The following is a 22,039-nucleotide window of genomic DNA, read 5'->3' as shown; positions in this document are numbered from 1 at the left end:
GATGACGAAGTGGATGTTGTCTAAGACCTTATGCGAACTGCTTTGCAAAAGCGTCGAGCGCCGCGACCAGCTTGCTCTTGGCTTCGTCGCCAAGGTCCTTGGTGTCGCGGATCAGGCCGAGCAGGTCAGCGTGCTGCGTGCGCAGGAAGCTGAGCAGTTCGGCTTCGTACTCGGTGACGCGGTTGGTCGGCACCGAGTCCAGATAGCCCTGCGTACCGGCGAAGATCACCGCCGTCTGCTCTTCAAAGCCGAGCGGCGAGAACTGGGGCTGCTTGAGCAGTTCGGTCAGGCGCGCACCGCGGTTGAGCAGCTTCTGGGTCGAAGCGTCGAGGTCCGAACCGAACTGGGCGAAGGCCGCCATTTCGCGGTACTGCGCGAGCTCGAGCTTGATCGAGCCGGCAACCTTCTTCATCGCCTTGGTCTGGGCCGAGGAGCCGACGCGCGACACCGACAGACCGACGTTGATGGCCGGACGGATGCCCTGGTAGAACAGGCCGGTTTCAAGGAAGATCTGGCCGTCGGTGATCGAGATCACGTTGGTCGGAATGTAAGCCGACACGTCGCCAGCCTGGGTTTCGATGATCGGAAGGGCGGTGAGCGAGCCAGCGCCGTTCTCGTCGTTCATCTTCGCAGCGCGCTCGAGCAGGCGGCTGTGGAGATAGAACACGTCGCCGGGGTAGGCTTCGCGGCCCGGCGGGCGGCGGAGCAGCAGCGACATCTGACGGTAGGCGACGGCCTGCTTGGAAAGGTCGTCATAGACGATCACGGCGTGCATGCCGTTGTCGCGGAAGAACTCGCCCATGGTCGCACCGGTGTAGGGCGCGAGATACTGCAGCGGTGCCGGTTCCGAAGCGGTTGCGGCGATGACGATGGAGTATTCCATCGCGCCGTTTTCTTCGAGCTGGCGGACGATCTGCGCCACGGTCGAGCGCTTCTGGCCGACGGCGACGTAGATGCAGTAGAGCTTCTTGCCTTCGTCGGTGCCGGCGTTGACCGCCTTCTGGTTGATGAAGGTGTCGATCGCGACAGCGGTCTTGCCGGTCTGGCGGTCACCGATGATCAGCTCGCGCTGGCCACGGCCGACGGGGACGAGTGCGTCGATCGCCTTGAGGCCGGTCTGCACGGGTTCATGCACCGACTTGCGCGGGATGATGCCCGGAGCCTTGACTTCGACGCGGGTGCGGGTGGCATCGACGATCGGGCCCTTGCCGTCGATCGGGTTGCCGAGCGCGTCGACCACGCGGCCGAGCAGGCCCTTGCCGACGGGAACGTCAACAATGGTGCCGGTGCGCTTGACGACATCGCCTTCCTTGATCTCGGCGTCCGAGCCGAAGATCACGACGCCGACGTTGTCGGCTTCGAGGTTCAGGGCCATGCCCTTCACGCCGTTGGCGAATTCGACCATCTCGCCGGCTTGGACCTTGTCGAGACCGTGGATGCGGGCGATACCGTCACCCACCGAGAGAACCGACCCGACTTCCGAGACCTGGGCGTCGGTGCCGAAGCTGGCGATCTGGTCCTTGATGACCTTCGAGATTTCAGCGGCGCGGATTTCCATGTTCTGTCCTTCCTGGAACCTGTGCGGGCCGTTAGGCCTTCATCGCCTGGGCGAGAGAATTGAGACGGGTGCGGATCGAGCTGTCGATCATCTGGCTGCCGATCTTGACGACGAGGCCACCGAGGATGTCGGGATCGACACTGGTCTTGAGCTTGATCGACTTGCCGGTGCGGGCCTTCAGCTTTTCGGTGAGGGCGGCGACCTGGGCATCGTCGAGCGGGTGAGCGCTGGCGACTTCGGCGCTGACTTCACCGCGATGGGCGGCCGCGATCTGGCCAAAGGCGCGGATCACGTCGGGCAGGGCCGAAAGACGGCGGTTCGAAGCGAGCACGCCGAGGAACTTCTTGGTCAGGTCGCCAAGGCCGAGCAGGCCGGCAACCGAATCCATCGCGCGACCGGCAGCATCGCGGCCGAGTTGCGGGTTGCCGATCAGGCCCTTGAGGTCAGCCGATTCGCGCAGTGCAGCATCGAGCTTCTCGAGATCGCCTTCGACGGCGTTCACAAAGCCCTGCTCATTGGCCAGATCGAACAATGCCGAGGCGTAACGCCCTGACAGGCTGGCCGTAATGCCGCTGGAAATCTCCACGCGCCGAAGTTCCTTCATCCAGGATAAGCCGAGGCAGACCATTACCCGGCGATGAACACCGGGTGGCCTGCAGACGGGGCGCGCCTAGCAACGTCAGGCCGATATGACAAGATGCGACTTGGCTTCTTGTGCATAGGTATGATCGTGATTTCCCTGATGCGGGGCGATCAGGGCGCAGGCTGGCAGTTGTAGCGCATCCGTTCGTTGGGTTCAGGCGGCAGCAGCGCCTTGATCGCCTGCTGGTTCTGGCCGAACTGGCGTGCTGCCTCTTCGCCAGCGCCACAGGCCGGAGCGCTGAGCTTCGCACGTGCAGCGCGGGCCTGGGTCATGGCATCAAGGCCGACGAGGAAGCGTTCGACCGTATAGGTGCGGCTCTGCGGGTCATACGAATTTACCGAGACGGCTTCCTCGCCATTGGGGACGAGGATTCGGCTCCAGCCATCGTTGGCGAGGCCGTACTGGGTCTTGCCGTTCATGCAGCCGCCTTCGTTCCAGTCGATCGGAACGTCGGTGATATCGGACACGGTGACGCGGCTGCGCTCTGGATCGAGCACGCAGATCATCCGCCCGCTGCCATCGTTGCTGGCGGCAAGGGTGGAGGCGCTCGGCGAGGGTTGCGGCTCTTCGAGCATTTCCTTGGCGCGGCTGTCGATCGACGTGAGCGAGGGGCGCAGGAACCAGACAGCAATGGCCGAGACCAGCAGGGCGGCAGCGCCGAAGACGTGCTTGCGCAGGAACTTGCCGCGCCGCTTCGAGGCCTGGACCATGCCCCAACCACCAACGCCCAGCGCGCCGACGAGGAGCAGGGCGGCAAGGGCCATGCCGTTGTCGCGTTCGGACAGCACGGCCATCTCAGCTTCGCGGCGCGCTTTTTCCAAGGCCTGCTGGCTGGCCTGGGCGCGGGCTTCGGATTCGGCGGCGAGGCGGGCCTGATCTCCGGCGGCGCGTTGGGCTTCGGCGCGATCGAGGTCTGCGATGGAGCGGCAGGGCAGGCCGCTGGTGTGGGCATCGACTTTGGCCTTGAGCAGGAAGGCGGCAAGCTCGCGCATCGAGATGGCGAAGTAGAACGACGAATCGGTGCTGTTGTCGCTGACCGTGCCGAACGAGTTGACGCCGATCACGCGCCCGCAGGAATCGAGCAGCGGTCCGCCGGAGTTGCCCGAACCAAGCGGAGCGGTGTGAAGCAGGGTGTCGAACGAGCGCGACGAGCGTCCTCCCGAGAGATAACCGCGGGTTTTCACCGCTTCCTGGGGCGTGACGAGATCGGCCATCGACAGGCCCTGCGCCAGATCGACGTTGCCGGGGTAGCCGACGGCGTAGACTTCCGAGCCATCTCCCGGAGCGCCGGGGAACAAGGTGATGGGGGTCAGCGTGCCGCCGCCTTCGATGCGCAGCAGGGCAAGGTCGTTGCCGGGTGAATAGGCGACGAGCTTGGCCGGGTAGCCGTTGCGGCCCTCCGCAGGGACGACGCCTGCGATCAGCGTGTCGTCGCCGCGCAGCTCTTCGACGACGTGGGCGTTGGTGACGATCAGGTTCGGCGTGACTGCAAAGCCGGTGCCATGGGTGATCAGCCGCGCCCGGTCTCCGTCGCTTTCGATGATGACCACGCGGACGACCGAGCGGCTCGCGGCGCTGATGTCCGCCGGGTCAGCCAGCGCGATGGGGGCAGATGCCAGTGCCAGGAGGGCGACCAGAAACGCGATTATCTGTTTGGCGACACGCATGACCGCGCTTTTTGCGCCGATTTGCTTTGACCGCAAGGTGCGGGACGCTTTGCTGAGGCAAGGTGGGCACATTCTCTCCGCAACGAGGAGATGAAATGATGCGCGATGCGACACAGGCTTGCGGTGACCGCCGGGGAGCGTATCGACAGGACATGGTCAGGGCTCCGGACATTTCCGACGATGACGCATGGCAAGCCGTGCTGGCGCGCGACCGCGCGTTTGACGGGCGCTTTGTGACCGGGGTTCTCAGCACTGGCATCTATTGTCGGCCGTCCTGTTCCGCCCGGCATCCGCGCCTTGAGAACGTGCGGTTCTTTACCGACGGGACTGCTGCGCGCGCGGCGGGGTTGCGCCCTTGCCTGCGCTGTTCGCCCGATGATGTGTCGCGCGACGAACGGGCGGTGCTGACGGCGATCGAGGCGATCAAGGCGGCGGGGCAGATATTGGCGCTGGCCGATCTGGCAGAGCGGTGCGGCTATTCGCCGACGCATTTCCAGAAGGTCTTTGCCCGGGCGACCGGTCTTTCGCCCGCGGCCTATGCTCGTGCGTTGCAGAGGGAGCGCATGGCGGAAGTGCTGACGGGTGCGGAGAGTGTGACGGATGCGATCTACGGTGCGGGATTCTCAGGACCTTCGCGTTTCTATGCGGCGGCTGAGGAGCGTCTGGGCATGACGGCTTCGGCTTGGGCCAATGGCGGTCGCGGCGTGACGATCCGCTGGGCGGTCGTGGCGACCTCGCTGGGCGAGATGCTGGTTGCGGCGACCGAACGCGGCGTGTGCCGGTTGTCCTTCAACGAGGATGTTGCGGCGCTTCGGATGCGCTTTCCCAATGCCGCGCTGGAGCAAGGGGGCGAGGAGTTTGCGGGGCTGCTGGCGCAAGTGATCGCGGCGGTCGAAACGCCTGGCGATCATTCGCATATCCCGCTCGACGTCAGGGGTACGGCGTTTCAGGAAGCGGTGTGGCAGGCGCTGCGGCGCATACCGCCGGGAGAGACGCGCTCTTATGCCGACATTGCCGCAGCCGTGGGCAAGCCGGGGGCGGTGCGTGCGGCGGGATCTGCCAACGGCGCCAACAACGTTGCCGTTCTTATCCCCTGCCATCGCGTGATCCGTTCGGATGGTTCGCTGGGCGGCTATGCCTATGGGCTTGAGATCAAGCAGCGCTTGCTCGACAAGGAGCGCGAAACCAACCGGGGGTAGGGTATGGACGATCTTCAGACGGCGAGACCGGGGCTTGTGCGGCGGATTGTCGCATTTCCGCTGACGTTGCTGATCATCGAGTTCTTCGGTGTCGCCATCGCGGCGTCGGCCGCGTCGTTCGGTTTGCTCAAGATCGTGACGCAGGGAACGCCCGGCTATTTCCTTGGCGGGCTGGCGGTCGCGGTCTTTGCTATCCTGATTTATCTCGCGGCGCGGCGCTGGATCGAGTGGCGGGGGAACGATGAACTCCCGCTCGAGGCCTTCGGGCGCGAGGTGCCGCTTGGGCTGCTGATCGGTGCAGCGTTGTTCACGCTGATGACCGGCATCGTTGCGCTTCTGGGCGGTTTCTCGGTCGAGCGGGTCAACGGCTTGGGGGCGCTATGGGCGATGCTGGCGATGGCGGTGACTTCCGGGACGATCGAGGAGCTTCTGTTCCGCGGGATTCTCCTGCGCCACATCGAGGCGATGCTGGGCACCTGGGCGGCGCTGGCGATTACCTCGGCTCTGTTCGGGCTGGCGCACCTATCGAATCCAGGGGCGAGCCTGTTTGCCGCTTTTGCGATCGCCATGGAAGCAGGCATCCTGCTTGGCGCGGCTTATCTCTGGAAGCGGCGGCTGTGGATACCGATCGGCATTCATGCGGCTTGGAATTTCACGCAAGGGTGGGTGTTCAGCGTGCCGGTATCGGGAGGCAAGGCGCCCGAGGGACTGCTGGTGACGACGCGCGAAGGGCCGGACTGGCTGACCGGCGGCGCGTTTGGCCTGGAGGCCAGTGTGATCGCCATGCTGGTCGCGACCGCTGCGGGCTTGTTTCTGCTGGTTCGCGTGGTGCGGCAAGGCGGGATCAGGCCGCCGATGTGGGTCAAGCGTTAGCGCGCCCATCCGGGTTCTGCGGGCTCCAGCGTCTTGAGGAAGGCTTCCGAGCTCTCAAGATATTCCGCGCGCTTGTCCTCGCTCATTCGGCGCCAGGTGGCATAGGGCTGGGCGAGGCGGTGGTAGCCTGAGAGCTTCTTCTCGTTGCGGGCGAGGAAGTGCCAATAGAGCGCGTTGAAGGGGCAGGCAGCTTCGCCGGTCTTCTTCTTCACGTCGTAGGCACATTTGCCGCAGTAGTCGCTCATGCGGTCGATGTAGGCGCCGCTGGCGGCGTAGGGTTTGGACGCGAGCCGGCCCTTGTCGGCGTGGAGGACCATGCCGGCGACGTTGGGGAGTTCGACCCATTCGAAGGCATCGGCGTAAACGACGAGATACCAGTCGGCGACTTCCTGGGGCTTCAGCCCCGCCAGCAGAGCGAAGTTGCCGAGCACCATCAGGCGCTGGATGTGGTGGGCGTAGGCGTGATCGCGGGTGGCACGCACGCAGTCGGCGAGGCAGCGCATCTTCGTCTGCCCGGTCCAGTAGAAGTCGGGCAGCGGCCTGTTGGCGTCGAGGCCATTGGCGTCGGCAAGACCCGGCATTTCGAGCCAGTACATGCCACGGATGTATTCGCGCCAGCCGATGATCTGGCGGATGAAGCCTTCGACGGCTTCCAGCGGCGCGCGGCCCTCGCGCCATTCGGTTTCGGCGCGGCGGCACAGGTCGAGCGGATCGAGCAGGCCGATGTTGATGGCGGGAGACAGCGCCGCGTGGAACAGGAAGTCCTGCCCCGCCACCATGGCATCCTGATACTTGCCGAACAGCGGCAGGCGGTCCTTGAGGAATGCATCGCGCGCCTTTTCGGCCTCGGCACGGGTGACCGGCCACGCAAATTTCTCGAGCGATCCGAAGTGCTTGTCAAAGCGCGTTGATACCAGATCGAGGACTTCACGTGTCGTGGCGTCGGGCGGGAATGCCGGAAGTCCTGGCGGTTCGAGTCCCGCCTCGGGTCCACCCCGGTTCTCCGCATCGAAGTTCCAGCGGCCACCGACCGGCTTGTCGCCATCCATCAGCAGGCCGGTCTTGCGCCGCATTTCGCGGTAGAACCACTCCATGCGCAGTTCCTTGCGACCCGTCGCCCACTCGTAGAAGTCGGGCAAGGGACAGATGAAGCGCGTGTCGGGCAGGATGCGGAGGCGGATGGGGAGGTCGGAGCGCCATTGCTCCATCGCCTGCCGCACGCGCCATTCGCCCGGCTCGGTGACCTGCACGCCGCGCGCGTTGTGGCGCTCTACCGCGCGGGCGACTTCGCAGGTGAAGCTGCCGGTGTTGTCTGGGTCATCGAGGCGGATGTAATCGACTGTCCACCCGGCTTCCCGCAGTTCCTCGGCAAAATGCCGCATCGCCGAGAGGATCAGCGCGATCTTGGCCTTGTGGTGGCGGACGTAGGTCGTCTCCTCGGCCACTTCCATCATCAGGATCACGGTGTCGTCCGGCTTGCGGTCGGCAAGGCTGGAAATGTCGGGCGAAAGCTGGTCGCCGAGGATTGGTACAAGGACGGGGCCGGTCATCCTTCCGGAATGGCCGAGCGCGGCAATGGTTCAACCTGCCCCTAAGGGTTACGTCTTCTTCGTCATTGCGAGCGCAGCGAAGCAATCCAGAGCGTTTGTGCTGCCGACACTGGATTGCTTCGTCGGCTTTGCCTCCTCGCAATGACGAATGGATGGGTCAGACGAAGCTGTAGGGGTCGATATCCACCGCCACGCGCACGCCCGGCGGGAAGCGCAGCGGATCAAGCCAGTCGCGGATCACGCGCTGCAGTTCGGTCGAGCGGCGGGCGTTGATGAGCAGGCGATAGCGGTAGCGGCCTCGCAACAACGATAGCGGAGCAGGGGCAGGGCCGAGGATCAGGACGTCGTCGAGACGAGGGGCGGAACCGCCGATGCCGCGCGCCGCATCGCGCGCTTCGGCTTCGTCCTCGCTCGATACGATGATCGCCGCCCAGCGACCGAACGGCGGCGCGCCGGCGTCGCGGCGGGCTTCGGCCTCAGCGGCGTAGAACGCGTCGCGGTCACCGCTGGCAAGCGCTTCGATCACCGGAGCCTCTGGGTGGCGGGTCTGGATGAGCACTTCGCCGGGCTTCTCGCCACGTCCGGCACGACCCGCGACCTGAGCGACCTGCTGGTAGGTCCGTTCGGCTGCGCGCAGATCGCCGCCCTCCAGACCCATGTCGGCATCGATCACCCCCACCAATGTCAGCTCTGGGAAATGATAGCCCTTGGTGACAAGCTGCGTTCCGACGATCACATCGATCGCCTTGTTGCTGGCCATCTCGACGAACTCGGCCGCCTTGGCCGGGCTGGTCAGCGTGTCGGAAGTGACCAGCGCGACGCGGGCTTCGGGCAGGATCGCGGCAACTTCATCGGCGATGCGCTCGACCCCCGGACCGCATGCAACCAGGCAGTCGGGTTCGCTGCATTCCGGGCAGGCATCGGGCGGCGGGATCTCATGGCCGCAGTGATGGCAGGCGAGGCGGCGCGAGAGGCGATGCTCGACCAGCCAGGCCGAGCAGTTCGGGCACTGGAAGCGGTAACCGCAGGTCCTGCACAAGGTCAGCGGTGCATAGCCGCGACGGTTGAGGAACAGCAGCGACTGCTCGCCTTTGTCGAGCCGGTCCTTGAGTGCTTCGACCAGCGGCGGTGCAATCCAGTGGCCGCGCTCGGGCTGTTCGGTGCGCAGGTCGACGATCTGGATGTCGGGCATCGTCGCGCCGCCAAAGCGCGCTGGCAGGACGACGCGTTCGTAACGCCCTGCCTCGGCCATCTGCAGGCTCTCCAGCGCGGGCGTGGCACTGGCAAGGATGACCGGCACCTTCTCGAAATGCGCCCGCATGACCGCCACGTCGCGCGCATTGTAGCGCACGCCGTCGTCCTGCTTGAACGAGATTTCATGTGCCTCGTCGACAACGATCAGGCCGAGTTGCGCGAAGGGCAGGAACAGCGCGCTGCGGGCACCAACGACGACCTGTGCCGTCCCTTGCGCGACTGCCCGCCATGCCCGGCGCCGCTCGGATGCCTTTAACGAGGAATGCCACGTCACCGGCGGCACCCCGAAGCGTGCCTCGTAGCGCTTGAGGAAGGTTTCGGTAAGCGCGATTTCCGGCAGCAGGACGAGCACCTGCCGCCCTTGCCGGATCGCGGCAGCAACCGCTTCGAAGTACGTCTCGGTCTTGCCAGAGCCGGTCACGCCGTCGAGCAGGAAGGGGTGGAATTCATGCGCTTCCACGGCGGCCACGAACCGGGCCGCCACTTCGGCCTGTTCATCGGACAGGTCGGGCGCGGCGAATTGGGCATCCGCTGGCGGGTAGGGGCGGTCGGAATCGACCACGACCGGTTCGAGCAGTCCGGCGTTGACCATCCCGCGCAGCACTCCATCGGAAACGCCTGCGATCTCGGACAGCTCGCGGATCGTAGCCTGCTGGTCATGCAGCAGATCGAGCGCAATGAGACGCTGTGGCGTCATGCGCGTCGGTTCGCGCCCGGTGAGGCGATACTCGGTAATCGTGCCCCCACCTTGGAGCGCAGCGGTGCTGGACAGCGCCATGCGTGCGACGGCGGCCAGCGGCGCGACATAGTAGTCGGCGGTCCACTCGATCAGGCGGCGCAACGGTGCGGGCAGGGGAGGCACCGGCAAGACCTGCAGCAAGGGCCGCAGTTTCGAATCCGGAACTTCGGTTCCCGGAAGCCGTTCCGCTTCCCAGACCACGCCGATGATCTGCCTAGGGCCCAACGGTGCGAGCACGACGCTGCCCGGCTCGACGCTCATTCCGGCGGGCACGCGGTAGTCCAGCGGACCGAGCGCGGAGTTGAAGACGAGGCATCGGACGCGGTTCATGTTCACCGGTCTATATGGGGCGGCAACGCAGCGGGCAAAGCCCGGGCACAACGGAATTGAGGAGAAAAACGTGTCGCAGGCTTCCACCATGATGAACCGTCGCGCCCTGCTTGGCGGCGTGACTTCGGTTGCGGTTCTGGCCGTCGCAGGCTGCGCGGGCTACCCGCAGTTCTCGCTGGAAGAAGCGGTGCGGCGATTGCTGTTCCTGTCCACCGACCGCGCTTTTGCCCGCCTGCTCGCACCGGGCGGGTTCTGGGACGATCAGGTCACGCGGCTCGCCTTGCCCGAGGCCATCGGCAACCGTGGCGGCGTTCTCGCCCGCATCCTCACCGGACCGATCGTCAAGGACCGGCTGCAGCGGGCCTTCAACGACATGGCCTATGACGCGGCAGAGCGCGCGGCTCCTGCCGTTACCGACGCGGTGCGCACGATCGGCATCCGCAATGCCCTGGCACTGCTGCGCGGCTCCGACCCCATGGGCGCAACCGCGTTCCTCCATCAGGAAATGGGCACCAGTCTGGTCGAGATCATGGTGCCGGAATTCGGCGATGCGATTCGCGTCAGCCGCGATCCGCTGCTCGGCGAGGTTCTGGCGGCGCTGACCGGTGTGGACGTTGGCGGCATTGCCAATTCGCTGGCCTACGAGGCGGACAACGCGATCTTCCGCGCGATCGGACGCGAGGAGGCGGCAATCCGTGCCGATCCGCGCTCTACCAACGATCCGGTGCTGATGGCGGCGTTCGGCATAAAGTGACAGACTGACATCGGCGTCGGCCTTGCCTATAGGCAGGGGGAATCATTCTCTCCCCGCTTGGAAGGCTGTCCCCATGAAGTTCTTCGTCGATACTGCCGACACCGCCGAAATCGCCGATCTTGCCGCGACCGGCCTGCTCGATGGCGTGACCACCAACCCGACCCTGATCGCCAAGGCGGGCAAGGACTTCATCGAAGTCACTCGCGAGATCTGCGGTCTGGTCGACGGCCCGGTTTCGGCGGAAGTCGTCGCGCTCGACCACGAGACGATGATGCGCGAGGCTGAAGTGCTGCGCAAGATCGCTGACAACGTCTGCATCAAGGTGCCGCTGACCATCGACGGCCTCAAGACCTGCAAGGCGCTGACCGGCGACGGCACCAAGGTCAACGTCACGCTGTGTTTCTCGGCCAACCAGGCGCTGCTGGCGGCCAAGGCCGGTGCGACCTTCATCTCGCCCTTCGTCGGCCGTCATGACGACAACGGCTTCGATGGCATGGACCTGATCCGCGACATCCGCCTGATCTACGACAACTACGCGTTCGAGACCGAAATCCTCGTCGCTTCGATCCGCCACGGAGTCCACGTGCTGGAAAGCGCGCGCATCGGTGCCGACGTGATCACCGCGCCGCCCGCCGTGATCAAGGGCCTGTTCAAACATGTCCTTACGGACAAGGGCATCGAAGGCTTCCTTGCCGACTGGGCAAAGACCGGCCAGAAGATCGTCTGAAACCTCTGAAACACAGGCAGTTGCGCATTGGCTGACGAAACTCCCCTCGACCGCTTCCGTTCGGTGCTGACCGGCACCGCGCGGGCGATCTCGCTCGATCCCGAGGTCGAGGTGGCGTGGACGGCCGATGCGCCGGTCCAGTCCGGGCAGTCGATGCGCGTACCGATGCCGGGGCGCTCGCTCCCGGCTGAGCAGGTTGCCGAAGCGCGCGGCCACGCGGATTCGATGGCGCTGCGGCTGCGGCATCACAACGCCGCGCTGCATGGCCGCAATGCGCCGACCGAGGCCTTGGCGCGGGCCTGCTACGACGCTGTCGAGCAGGTGCGTTACGAATCCCTGGGCGCGAACGCCTATGCAGGAATGCGCGGCAATCTGGGCGCGGCGCTGGCCATGCGCATGGCGTCGGACCCGATCAGCCGTGCCGCCAAGCCCGAGGACGTGCCTCTGCCCACCGCACTGGCGCTGCTCCTGCGCGAGAAGCTGACCGGGCAGGAATCCCCGGCTTCGACCGATACCGGCATGGCGATGGTGCGCAGCTGGATCGAGAGCAAGGTCGGCGATGACATCGAAGGACTGGCGCTGTCGCTCGACGACCAGCGCGCCTTCCAGCAGCTCGCACTCGACATGCTGCAGCATCTCGACCTCACGCAGTCCGCGTCCGAGCAGGACGAGGATACGCAGGACGACGAGGGCGAGGAGCAGGAAGACGAGGGCGAGGAAGAGCCTTCGAATTCCGACGATCAGGAACAGCAGCCGTCCGAAGTCGCTGGCGATACCAGCGAGGGCGACGAGGATTCGGACTCCGAGCAGGAAATCGAGCAGGACGACGATGCCGCCGATTCCGACATGGCTGACGAGGGCGAGGAGGGCATGCTGCCCACGCGCCCGAACCGTCCGTGGACCGACCTGCCCGAGAACTTCGACTACAAGAGCTACACCACGCAGTTCGATGAGGTCGTCTCGGCCACCGACCTGTGCGACGAGGAAGAGCTGACGCGGCTGCGCGCCTACCTCGATACCCAACTCAAGGGCCTGCAGGGCGTCGTGACGCGCCTTGCCAACCGGCTGCAGCGCCGCCTCATGGCGCAGCAGAACCGTTCCTGGGACTTCGACCAGGAAGAAGGCCTGCTCGATGCTGCGCGGCTCGCTCGCGTGGTAATCTCGCCCGGGCATTCGCTCAGCTACAAGATCGAGCGCGATGTCGAGTTCAAGGACACGATCGTCACGCTGCTGATCGACAACTCCGGGTCGATGCGAGGTCGCCCGATCTCGATTGCCGCGATCAGTGCCGACATTCTTGCGCGCACGCTGGAGCGCTGCGGCGTGAAGACCGAAGTGCTCGGCTTCACCACCCGCGCCTGGAAGGGCGGGCAGAGCCGTGAAGCCTGGCTGGCAGGCGGCAAGCCCTCGCAACCCGGCCGCCTCAACGACTTGCGCCATATCGTCTACAAGAAGGCCGACGAGCCTTGGCGCCGGGCGCGCAAGAATCTCGGCCTGATGATGCGCGAGGGCCTGCTCAAGGAAAACATCGACGGCGAGGCGCTGCTGTGGGCACATACGCGCCTGCTCGCCCGGCCCGAGGATCGCCGCATCCTGATGGTCATTTCCGACGGCGCGCCGGTCGACGATTCAACGCTTTCGGTGAACAATGCCGGCTACCTCGAACAGCACCTGCGCAAGGTGATCGACTGGATCGAGAAGCAGTCGCCGGTACAACTTGTCGCCATCGGCATCGGCCACGACGTGACGCGGTATTACCGTCGCGCGGTGACGATCATGGATGCCGAACAGTTGGGCGGCACGATTATCGAACAGTTGGCGGATCTGTTTGAGGATGAGAGTTGAACTGCAAAGCCGCAGTAAATTCGCTTGTCATCTTCATTACAATGTCTAACACCAAGCCATGACTTGGGGGCAGGGACTTAGGGGCGCCGTCGCGGCTGTTGCGGTCGTGACATGTTTGGCTTGGCATACATCGCATGCGCAGGATGTGGCGACGACGGCACCGTCTGGCGCCGCGAACGTCGGGCCGCAGCCCTCCTCCGCTCAGCCCGCAATGCTTGACCCTTGTGTGGTCGCCCTGTCCGAACATCGCCCGGGCACCTGCATTCCGGCTTTGACGCCCATCCAGATCGAGCTTGCAGAGCCTCTCAGCAGCCGGACCAGCGTCACTGGCCAGACTTTTGGTCTGGCGTTGGTTTCTCCCATTGTGGTGGGCGGCAATCAACTGATTGCTGCGGGAACGACCGGCCAGGGCGAAGTCGTTCATGCCAAGAAAACAGGCGTCGGCGTCGGTGGTGAACTGGTGCTCGCCGCGCGGTTTCTTCAGATCGGCGAGAAGCGTCTGCGGTTGCGCAGCATGCATCTGAATGGGGCAGGCAGGGACCAGCAAGGCCTCGCGTTTGCGGTTGGTGTCGCCGTTGGCTTTCCAGCTCTTTTTGTTCGAGGCAAGCACATTGACGTGCCTGCTGGTGCATTTGCCGATGCCAAGACTGCAGAACCGTTCTGGGTCGATGTTCCGGCTGACGCTGCTGAAAAGCCGGCTGAGCCGAGGTCGATTGAAAAGGTTGTGACGAAGGAAGGGGTTTCCAATGTTCCGTAAGACTGCAATTTCTCTGGCTCTGGCAGCATCGACGCTGACCAGCCCGGTGCTGGCCGCTGACAAGTCCGATGCGCCTGCCGCACCGATTGCGATTCCTGCACCACCTGCTGGCAAGGGACAGGTCGTGTTCTTCCGTCCCGGCGGCATGGGCTTTGCTGTCGGTTGCTCGGTCAACGAGAAGGGCCAGAAGGTCAGCTCGCTTGGCGCGGGTCGCTACTTCGTGATGGTGACGGAGCCGGGCCGCCATGAGTTCACCGTGAAGAGCGAGGCCAAGGACGTTCTCGCTCTCGAAGTCGAAGCAGACGAAACGCAGTATGCGACCTGCCGCATCAAGATGGGCATCATGGTCGGCCGTCCTGACCTTGCACCTTCCACCGAGGCTGACTTCCGCAAGAACAACAAGCTGAAGCTGGTCGATGCCGACGACATGGGGCCGGGTGAGGGTGCGCTTCGTCCTGACCAGCTTGCCGCGGCGCTCGCAGCATCTGCCCCAGCGCCTGCAGCCGCAGCAGCTCCGGCTGAAGCGCCCGCAGCCGCAAACTGACCGAACATGCATGCCGGCTTGACTGCCTCGATTTAACCGGGCAGTTAATCCGGCATGAGTACGATGACCGTCAGCGAAGCCGTCCTGTCCCGCCGTTCTATCCGGGTGTTCAAGCCCGATCCGGTGCCGCTCGAAACGCTGCGCAGGGTCATGGACAAGGCGCGCTGGGCGCCATCAGGCTGCAACTTCCAGCCCTGGGAAGCGACGATCGTCACCGGTGCGCCGCTGGCCGAGCTTCAGCAGAAGATGCTGACCTCGCCGATGCAGGACCCGATCGAGTATTCGTGGTCCGATCCGGAAGTGATCCCCGAATGCAAGGCCCGGCTGCAGGCGGTCGGTGCTGCGATGTACACGGCGATGGGTGTCGGCAGGAGTGATTCCGACGCGCGCGCGGACTTCGTCCGCAACAACGCCACGTCGTTCGGTGCGCCCGCCGTGCTGCTCTGCTACTTTGATCGCCGCATGGGGCCGCCGCAGTGGTCCGACGTCGGCATGTGGCTGCAGACCGTCATGCTGCTGCTGCGCGAGGAAGGGCTCGATTCCTGCCCGCAGGAGTTTCTCTCCATGTATGCCAGGCTGATCAAGGATTTCATCGGCGTGTCCGATGAGACGCACATCTTCTTCTGCGGCATCGCCATCGGCTATCGCGTGGAAGACAATCCGGTGAATGGCTTCCCGCGCGAGCGCGAGCCGGTTGACGGCAACGTCCGCTTCCTCGGGTTCTGAGACCCTGCGATGCATGTGACCGAGGCAGTGCTGTCGCGGCGCTCGGTCCGCAGTTTCCGGCCCGATGCGGTGCCTGTCGAGGTGTTGCGGGGCGTCCTCGAGAAGGCCCAGCGCGCGCCCTCGGGCGGGAACGTGCAGCCTTGGAATGCGCACGTCCTGGCCGGTGAGCCGCTTGCCCGCCTGGTTGCCAGTGTTGCCGAGGTCATCCCGCAGGGGCGAAGTGCGCATTCCCCCGAATACGCGATCTATCCGCCGGAGCTTGATGGTGCCTACGAGGCGCGGCGCTATGGCGTGGGCGAGGCGATGTATGCCGCGCTCGGCATCGGACGCGAGGACAAGCGAGGTCGGCTCGGCCAGTTCATGAACAACTTCCGGGCATTCGGCGCGCCTGCGCTGATGCTGGTCCACACCCCGCGCTACATGGGGCCGCCGCAGTGGTCGGACATCGGCATGTGGCTGCAAACGGTGATGCTGCTGCTGCGCGAGGAAGGGCTCGATTCCTGCGCGCAGGAAGCGTGGGCAGTCTATCAGAAGCAGGTGCGCGCCTGCGTTGCCATTCCGGATGACCACGTGTTCTTCTGCGGCCTCGCTATCGGCTATCGTGACGCGCAGGCCGAGGTGAACCGGTTCGACGTTCCCCGCGCACCCCTCGCCGAAGCAGTGGTCTTCGACGGCTTCTGACGTCGATTTGATACAATTTGTGTCTGCCAGGGGGGTGTATCGCTTGGCACCGGAGCGCGTTCGCGCTTATGCTGTGCAACAAGGCACAAGAGTCCTCGGGTTACGCGATTATTGGATGCAACGGCCACGACCGTCGGAAGCGCTGCTTCCGTCAGGGCGGGCCGAGGGAGCACACGATGCGTGACCGTGGCAAAGGGCATGACCGTCACTCGAGGTTCGTCGGTGCGAGCGCAACAGCGCTGGCTTTGGCAGCAGGTCTGTGGGCGTCGACCGCACAGGCCGATACCGGATCGCTGCTGCTGCGGGACAGTTTCCCACTCGGTTCGGGCGGAAGCAAGGCGCTTTGCCAGGTGCAGTCCCGTACCACCGACCCGGCCAACCGTTCGCCGATGGACCGGACATGGGCAATCGTCTGCCGCGATTCGGCGCTTCCGGTCGGCCATGTCTTCGCCTTGCGCCACGGGCAGGACGATGAACTTGCCCGGCTTGCCGAGCGGCGGCGCGGCAAGGTTACTTGCGACAGTGCAGCCAAGGCATCGGTAGCGGGCAGGGTGCGGCAGGAATGTCGCTGGAACGACCCTGATCTGGCCTACGAGGTCGTCAGCGTGGCGCGCGGCAACACGACTTTCGTGGTCGAAGGCTTCTCCGCCTATCATGGCGCACTCGATCTCGCCTTGCGCTCGATCTATGCCGACCGGCTGCTGGACGAGCCGATCGAAGTCGCGACGACTTCAGTCAACGACACCGAGGCCTATGCGCGCATCCAGGCGCTGACGCTCGATCCGGCGACGGCGCTGGCAGAAGGCTATCGTCGCAACAATTCGGGCGACTATGCCGAGGCTGCGGCCTACTTCGAGACGCTGGACCAGCGTCAGGCATCGACCGGTGACGTGCCGATCGACCGGGTCGAGTTTCTCGTGAACGCTGGGCTGCAACGCTCCAATCTCGGCCAGTTCGCCGAAGCGGATCGCCTGTTTGCCGAAGCAGACGCGCTTCCGGCAGGGAGCGGCGTGGTCGAGCGCCTGCGCCGCAACTACGAGACGATCCATCTGCTGAACCAGGAACGTTACGACGATGCGTTGGCGCGTCTCGGGCTGGCTCTGCGCCGCACCAGCGCGATGGGCGCCGAGAGCTTGCGTGACACGATGGAGCTTACGCCGTCCGTCTCGCGCCGCATCAACGCGTCCGATCTCACCGCAAATGCCATGGGTCTGGTCGATGACCTGCGCCTTACTGATGACGAGCGCGCGACGATCCTCGATGCCCAAGCTCTGCAACTGCGCGGCACGGCGCTGCGCCTGCAAGGAAAGCGCGCCAAAGCGCAGGCGGCGCTGGAGCAGGCGCAGGGGCGGGCGCTGAGTGTTCGCAACGGGCGCGTCGTGTCGATCGTGCGGATGCGGGCGCAACTGCTGACGGAACTGGCCTCGATCGCGGAAGACGAAGGGCGCCAGAAGGATGCCGAATCCCTGCTCCGCTCGGCGGTGGACATCGTCGGCGTGCAGTATCCTGAAACCCGCAGCCTTGCGGCGGCGCAGGCGAGGCTGGCATCCTATCTCGCCCGCCACGATCGCGCCGATGAAGCCGCACCGATCTATCGGGAAGTCGTTTCCCGCTCGGTCAAGCGCGAGAACGGGCTGTCCGGGCTGTCGAAGCAGATGGTGCCTTATTTCGATCTGCTGACCGCGCGGATGAATGGTGATGCCGAGACGAGCAACGCCTTTTTCGAAGCCTCGCAGATCCTCGTACGGCCGGGCGTCGCCGAGACGCAGGCCGTGCTGTCCCGCGAACTGTCGGCGGGGAGCGACGAGGCCTCCCGCCTGTTCCGCCAGTCCAACAGCCTGACCCGCGCGGTCGAGCGTGCCCGCATGACTTACGCGGCCTTGCAGCGACTGGACGACGCTGCTGCCAGAACCGACGAGATCGCGGATGCGGCCAAGCGCGTTGCGGACCTCGAGGCGCAAGAGCAGGCCACCGTCATCGAACTCGCCAACTACGCGCGCTATCGCGTCGTGACGCAAAGCGTGATCAGCCAGAAGGAACTGCAGGACGGGCTTGGGGCTGACGAAGTCTATGCCAAGATGGCGGTTCTGGGGCCTGACGTTTTCGTGTTCTTCGCCAGCAAGAACCGCGCTGTGGGCTATCGCGCGGCGATTACTGCGGGGGAACTCGACAAGTCGGTCAAGGCGATCCGGGATTCGATCTCGCGGTTTGACGGCAAGCAGTACGTGACCGGCACCTTCGCGGCGAACGAGGCTGCCGGGATCTACAAGGCGCTGTTCGGCCCGGTTTCAGCCGATCTTGCAGCCGCGCACCATCTGATCTTCGAACCGGACGGCGCGATGCTCAAGCTGCCGGTCAACGTTCTCATTGCCGACGAGGCATCGGCGAAGGCCTACATTGCCCAGGCCAGCGATCCCGCCGGTGATCCCTTCGACCTGCGCGGCGTAAAATGGCTCGCCCAGAACAAGCTGGTTTCGACTGCCGTATCGGCCCGCGCCTTCATGGATGCGCGCAAGGTTCCGGGATCGAAGGCGCATGAGGCTTACCTCGGCTTGGGCCGCAATGCCGCGGTGACAGGCACGGCTGCGCAGTCGGTCGGAAATGTCCGGGGCGGTGCCGGGGACATGACCGCCGATTGCAACTGGCCCCTGGCGACCTGGAGCCGCCCGATCTCCGAAGCCGAATTGCTGAAGGCGCGCATGCTGCTGTCGGGTCAGGGCACCGATTTGATGGTCGGCTCCGCCTTCTCGGACACCGCGATCAAGGCGCGGAGCGATCTCGACAATTTCCGCATTCTGCACTTTGCCACGCATGGACTGGTCACGCCGCCCCGGCCAACCTGTCCGGCAAGACCGGCATTGGTCACCTCCTTCGGCCCCCAGGGCTCGGATGGACTGCTCAGCTTTGCCGAGATCTTCGACCTCAAGCTTGATGCCGACATGGTGATCCTTTCGGCTTGCGACACGGCTGGTGAGGCCGACGTTACCGCAACCCGCGATGCAGGCATCGTGACGGGTGGCGGCTCTGCGCTGGAAGGGCTTGTCCGCGCCTTCATCGGCGCGGGCAGCCGGTCGGTTCTGGCCAGTCACTGGCCTGCGCCTGACGATTTCGACGCCACTGCGCGCCTGATCAATGGCCTGTTCGCGGCAAAGGCAGGTACCCCGTCGGGCGAGGCGCTGCTCAAGGCGCAGCAGCAACTCATGTCCGATGTCGATACATCACACCCCTATTACTGGGCCGGCTTCGCCGTTATCGGTGACGGAGCACGACCGCTGGTTGCACAAGGTGCGCGCATGGCTGCTCTGGCAACCGGCACGTCAGCGGCCGTGAACAGGGGGCCGGGGGGAAACTGAAGCATGGCGAGTGAAAGCCGCGTAGGCGCAGAGGGGCCGCGCGATATCGGACGAACTGCCAGGCGCAGCCTGAGGCAGCTGGGGTGGCAGCGCCTCGCAGTCGCAGTGGTCCTGATTGGTCTTGCGCTCTACATCGCGATCAGCAGCTGGCGATTGCCGCTGCTGCGCGATGCCGAAGCGGCGCTGTACGATCTTCGGGCCGCGAACTTCGCCCCTCCCACCGATACCGACAAGCGCGTGACGCTGGTGGTCTACACCGCCGACACCAATCGCGCTACCGGACAGATATCGCCGGTTGACCGCACCATTCTCGCCAAGGCCCTCACGCAGATCGACCAGCTTGGCGCCAAGGGGGTCGGGATCGACGTGCTGTTCGACAGCCCGCAGGATGACGATGATCTGCTGCGAGCGTCGCTGAAGGGGATGAAGACCCCGGTATTTCTGGCCTACGCCGATAACCGGACCAACCCCGAGGCGATCACTTACGAGCAGGAGCAGGATCTCAGGGGCTTCATCAGCAGCGCGAGCAGCCAGCGCGTAAAGCCGGCCTCGATCCTGCTTGAGACCGATGCCGATGGTGTCGCCAGGCGCTGGCCACGGCAATATCCGGGACTACCGCCGCTGCTGTCGCTTGCGCTCACCAATGGCAGCCCTGATGCCGATGCTCGGTTTGCCAGCTACACCGGCCCGATCCGCTACCGCGTGCCTTCGGCGAGCGACCGGCCAGTGTTTGACAAGATCCCGATCGATCTCGTGGCAGACCCTGAAACGGCCCCCTTGGTCGCAGATGCGATAAAGGGCCGTTACATCCTGATCGGCGGCGACTTTTCGGACTTCGACCAGTTTGACACGCCTTTCACCCGCACCGGCAATCCGGTAACGGGCGAGACGCGAATGATCGGCGTCGAAGTCCATGCCTCGATGCTCGCGCAGTTGCTGGACAAGGCGTGGAAGCAGAAGCCTGCGGGATCCTTGAAAGTGCTGGCCGCTGTGCTGGCAGTCGCTCTTGGTGCTGCGACGGCAATCGCGCAATGGCGGACCTGGTTGCTGGTCCTTGCCGTACTCGCCCAGTTTGCCTTGTTCCTGGCCATGCCATTTCTCGTCGAGCGCGCCGGATATGATACGCTCGATTTGCCGGCCACTGGCTGGCTCATCGGCTGGCTTCTGGCCTATACGGCGATCAGTTCGGGCCTGCGCGCGATCAACGCCGCGCAGCGCGAGTTTGCGCAGGGTGCCCTTGGAAAATACCTTCCCCGCTCGGTCGCCTCGGAAATCATGCGCAACCCCGAGCGTCTTTCGCTGCATGGTGAGAAGCGCGAGATATTCTGCCTGTTCAGCGACCTCGAAGGGTTCACCAAGCTGACGCATGCGGTCGAGCCGGAAATGATCGCACGCCTGCTGAACGACTATCTCGATCGTCTCAGCGCCGTTGTCCTCCAATACGGCGGCACGCTCGACAAGTTCGTCGGTGATGCGGTCGTGGCATTCTGGGGAGCGCCGATCGCCTATCCGGACGATGGCGGACGTGCGGTCAAGGCGGCCTGGGCGATGTATCTGGCGGGCGAGGAGTTCCGCAAAGCCGTGCCCGAGGGCGTGCCCAAGATTGGCCGCACCCGTGTCGGCGTGCATTACGGCGAGGCGGTGGTCGGCAACTTCGGCGGGGAAGGGCGCATCCAGTACACTGCGCTCGGCGATGCGATGAACACGGCGGCGCGTCTGGAAGGCGCGAACAAGCCCCTTGATACGCGGGTTCTGGTAAGCCGCGAGGCAGCGGAACGGTCCGGGCTGGACTGGTTCAGGCCGATGGGTTCAGTGACGCTGCGCGGCCGCAAGACCCCGGTCGACATCTTCGAACCGGTTCCGGAAATGGACGATGTCCATCGCCGCATTGCTGTCGAGGCTGTCGAGGCACATGCGGCAGGTGACACGGATCGTGTGAAAGCTCTCACAGACACGATCCTCGAATCGGCGCATGACGACGAGGCAATGATCAATCTGATCCAGAGACTGCGGCAGACGCACAAGGGAGAGAGTTATGTTCTTGGTTGATGGCAAGCAGTTGCGCGCTCTCGCGGCGAGCGTCTCGGCCATTGCCGGACTGGCACTGACGAGCCACGCCGTGGCCCAGTCGGTCGTGGTCCGCTCCACCGGTCCTTCGGCGCAGACCTATCCGCAAGGGCGCAAGCTGCCGGCGGGCACGTCGGTCACGCTGAAGGCTGGCGATCATGTCACCGTGCTCGACAAGGCCGGCACACGCGTTCTCAACGGGCCGGGCACCTTTGCGCTCAATGGTGAGGTCAATCGCGATGCGGGCGGCGGGGCGCAACTTGCAACGATGATGGCACGGACCGGAGGCTCGCGCACCCGGACCGGAGCCGTGCGCGGGGCTGTGAGCGGCCCGGTGATGAGCGCTCCGACCGGCCCCGAGAACATCTGGTACATCGACGTGAGCAAGGGCGGCACCTATTGCGTCGCCGATCCGGCAACCGTGCTGCTGTGGCGGCCCGAAAAGACCGAAGAAGGCACCGGCAAGCTGCTTTCGCAGGACGGGAGTTCGGCAGATGTCACGTGGCGCGCGGGCAGCGCGCTCAAGGTCTGGCCGGCGGCGAGCGTGCCAGTGGTCGATGGGCAGACCTATACCTTCAGCAATGCTGTCGGCATGCCGGTAAAGATCCGGACGATGGTTCTGGCGCAAGTGCCTTCCGACGAACTAGAGGTGGCAGGCGTCATCGCCGACAAGGGTTGCACGGCGCAACTCGATATGCTCGCCAATCTCGCCCAGTCCAGTCAAGTCGGAGGCTGAGGAATGCGCTGCAAGGCTCTGGCTTTTCATGGAATA

The 22,039-nt window shown here is 64.9% G+C and carries 17 protein-coding genes; 12 read left to right on the top strand and 5 right to left on the bottom strand.

From position 1 onward, the window contains the following. Positions 1-28 precede the first annotated feature (28 nt). The 3 genes from atpA to I2488_RS12320 all read right to left on the bottom strand — a co-directional run bounded on the left by atpA (position 29) and on the right by I2488_RS12320 (position 3,868). Entirely contained in the window at positions 29-1,558 is a 1,530-nt protein-coding gene (gene atpA / locus I2488_RS12330; protein ID WP_196276119.1) for a F0F1 ATP synthase subunit alpha, read from the bottom strand. Between the two features lie 31 nt (positions 1,559-1,589). Then, positions 1,590-2,144: a F0F1 ATP synthase subunit delta gene (locus tag I2488_RS12325; protein ID WP_196276257.1), complete on the bottom strand. Its 555-nt coding sequence runs from the start codon at positions 2,142-2,144 to the stop codon at positions 1,590-1,592. A gap of 167 nt (positions 2,145-2,311) precedes the next feature. Beyond that, positions 2,312-3,868, bottom strand: a complete 1,557-nt coding sequence (locus tag I2488_RS12320) for a S1C family serine protease (RefSeq protein WP_246465650.1) — start codon at positions 3,866-3,868, stop codon at positions 2,312-2,314. A 152-nt stretch (positions 3,869-4,020) separates the two neighbouring features. On the opposite strand from I2488_RS12320, the gene ada reads away from it, so the two are divergent. Both ada and I2488_RS12310 read left to right on the top strand, forming a co-directional pair. Then, a complete protein-coding gene (gene ada, locus I2488_RS12315) occupies positions 4,021-5,067 on the top strand; it encodes a bifunctional DNA-binding transcriptional regulator/O6-methylguanine-DNA methyltransferase Ada (protein WP_196276117.1) in 1,047 nt (348 codons plus the stop codon). Positions 5,068-5,070: 3 nt separating this feature from the next. Continuing rightward, positions 5,071-5,940, top strand: a complete 870-nt coding sequence (locus I2488_RS12310; RefSeq protein WP_196276116.1) for a CPBP family intramembrane glutamic endopeptidase — start codon at positions 5,071-5,073, stop codon at positions 5,938-5,940. On the opposite strand, the gene I2488_RS12305 is transcribed toward I2488_RS12310, so the two are convergent. Then, on the bottom strand, positions 5,937-7,490 hold the full coding sequence (locus tag I2488_RS12305; protein ID WP_196276115.1) for a cryptochrome/photolyase family protein: 1,554 nt from the start codon (positions 7,488-7,490) through the stop codon (positions 5,937-5,939). The two genes, I2488_RS12310 and I2488_RS12305, sit on opposite strands and share 4 nt — an antisense overlap. Before the next feature lie 157 nt (positions 7,491-7,647). Next, positions 7,648-9,813: a primosomal protein N' gene (locus tag I2488_RS12300; RefSeq protein WP_196276114.1), complete on the bottom strand. Its 2,166-nt coding sequence runs from the start codon at positions 9,811-9,813 to the stop codon at positions 7,648-7,650. A gap of 70 nt (positions 9,814-9,883) precedes the next feature. Here I2488_RS12300 and I2488_RS12295 point away from each other — a divergent pair, with 70 nt between their 5' ends. From I2488_RS12295 to I2488_RS12250, 10 genes are all read left to right on the top strand, one after another. Continuing rightward, a complete protein-coding gene (locus tag I2488_RS12295) occupies positions 9,884-10,567 on the top strand; it encodes a DUF4197 family protein (RefSeq protein WP_196276113.1) in 684 nt (227 codons plus the stop codon). A gap of 73 nt (positions 10,568-10,640) precedes the next feature. After that, positions 10,641-11,294, top strand: a complete 654-nt coding sequence (fsa, locus tag I2488_RS12290) for a fructose-6-phosphate aldolase (protein ID WP_196276112.1) — start codon at positions 10,641-10,643, stop codon at positions 11,292-11,294. A gap of 27 nt (positions 11,295-11,321) precedes the next feature. Continuing rightward, positions 11,322-13,139 (top strand): cobaltochelatase subunit CobT, encoded by a 1,818-nt coding sequence (gene cobT / locus I2488_RS12285; RefSeq protein WP_196276111.1) that lies wholly within the window; start codon positions 11,322-11,324, stop codon positions 13,137-13,139. A 226-nt stretch (positions 13,140-13,365) separates the two neighbouring features. Further along, positions 13,366-13,896 carry a hypothetical protein gene (locus tag I2488_RS12280; RefSeq protein ID WP_196276110.1) on the top strand — a complete coding sequence of 177 codons (531 nt, stop codon included), beginning with the start codon at positions 13,366-13,368 and terminating at the stop codon, positions 13,894-13,896. Beyond that, positions 13,886-14,440 carry a hypothetical protein gene (locus I2488_RS12275; RefSeq protein ID WP_196276109.1) on the top strand — a complete coding sequence of 185 codons (555 nt, stop codon included), beginning with the start codon at positions 13,886-13,888 and terminating at the stop codon, positions 14,438-14,440. Before I2488_RS12280 ends, I2488_RS12275 begins: the two co-directional genes overlap by 11 nt. Positions 14,441-14,494: 54 nt before the next feature. Next, positions 14,495-15,166, top strand: a complete 672-nt coding sequence (locus I2488_RS12270; protein WP_343071061.1) for a nitroreductase — start codon at positions 14,495-14,497, stop codon at positions 15,164-15,166. 9 nt (positions 15,167-15,175) lie between these two features. Continuing rightward, the gene (locus I2488_RS12265) at positions 15,176-15,847 is read left to right on the top strand and encodes a nitroreductase (protein ID WP_196276108.1); all 672 of its coding nucleotides are present in this window, start codon (positions 15,176-15,178) and stop codon (positions 15,845-15,847) included. A gap of 176 nt (positions 15,848-16,023) precedes the next feature. After that, complete coding sequence (locus tag I2488_RS12260; RefSeq protein WP_196276107.1) at positions 16,024-19,200, top strand: CHAT domain-containing protein; 3,177 nt, start codon at positions 16,024-16,026, stop codon at positions 19,198-19,200. 3 nt (positions 19,201-19,203) lie between these two features. Then, positions 19,204-21,249, top strand: a complete 2,046-nt coding sequence (locus tag I2488_RS12255; protein WP_196276106.1) for an adenylate/guanylate cyclase domain-containing protein — start codon at positions 19,204-19,206, stop codon at positions 21,247-21,249. Then, positions 21,236-22,003 (top strand): hypothetical protein, encoded by a 768-nt coding sequence (locus I2488_RS12250; protein ID WP_196276105.1) that lies wholly within the window; start codon positions 21,236-21,238, stop codon positions 22,001-22,003. Before I2488_RS12255 ends, I2488_RS12250 begins: the two co-directional genes overlap by 14 nt. Positions 22,004-22,039: the final 36 nt, after the last annotated feature.

The sequence above is a fragment of the Novosphingobium jiangmenense genome (assembly GCF_015694345.1).
Taxonomy (GTDB): domain Bacteria; phylum Pseudomonadota; class Alphaproteobacteria; order Sphingomonadales; family Sphingomonadaceae; genus Novosphingobium; species Novosphingobium jiangmenense.
The sequence above is the reverse complement of the archived record's forward strand: the minus strand, read 5'-3'. Positions and strand labels throughout refer to the sequence as shown.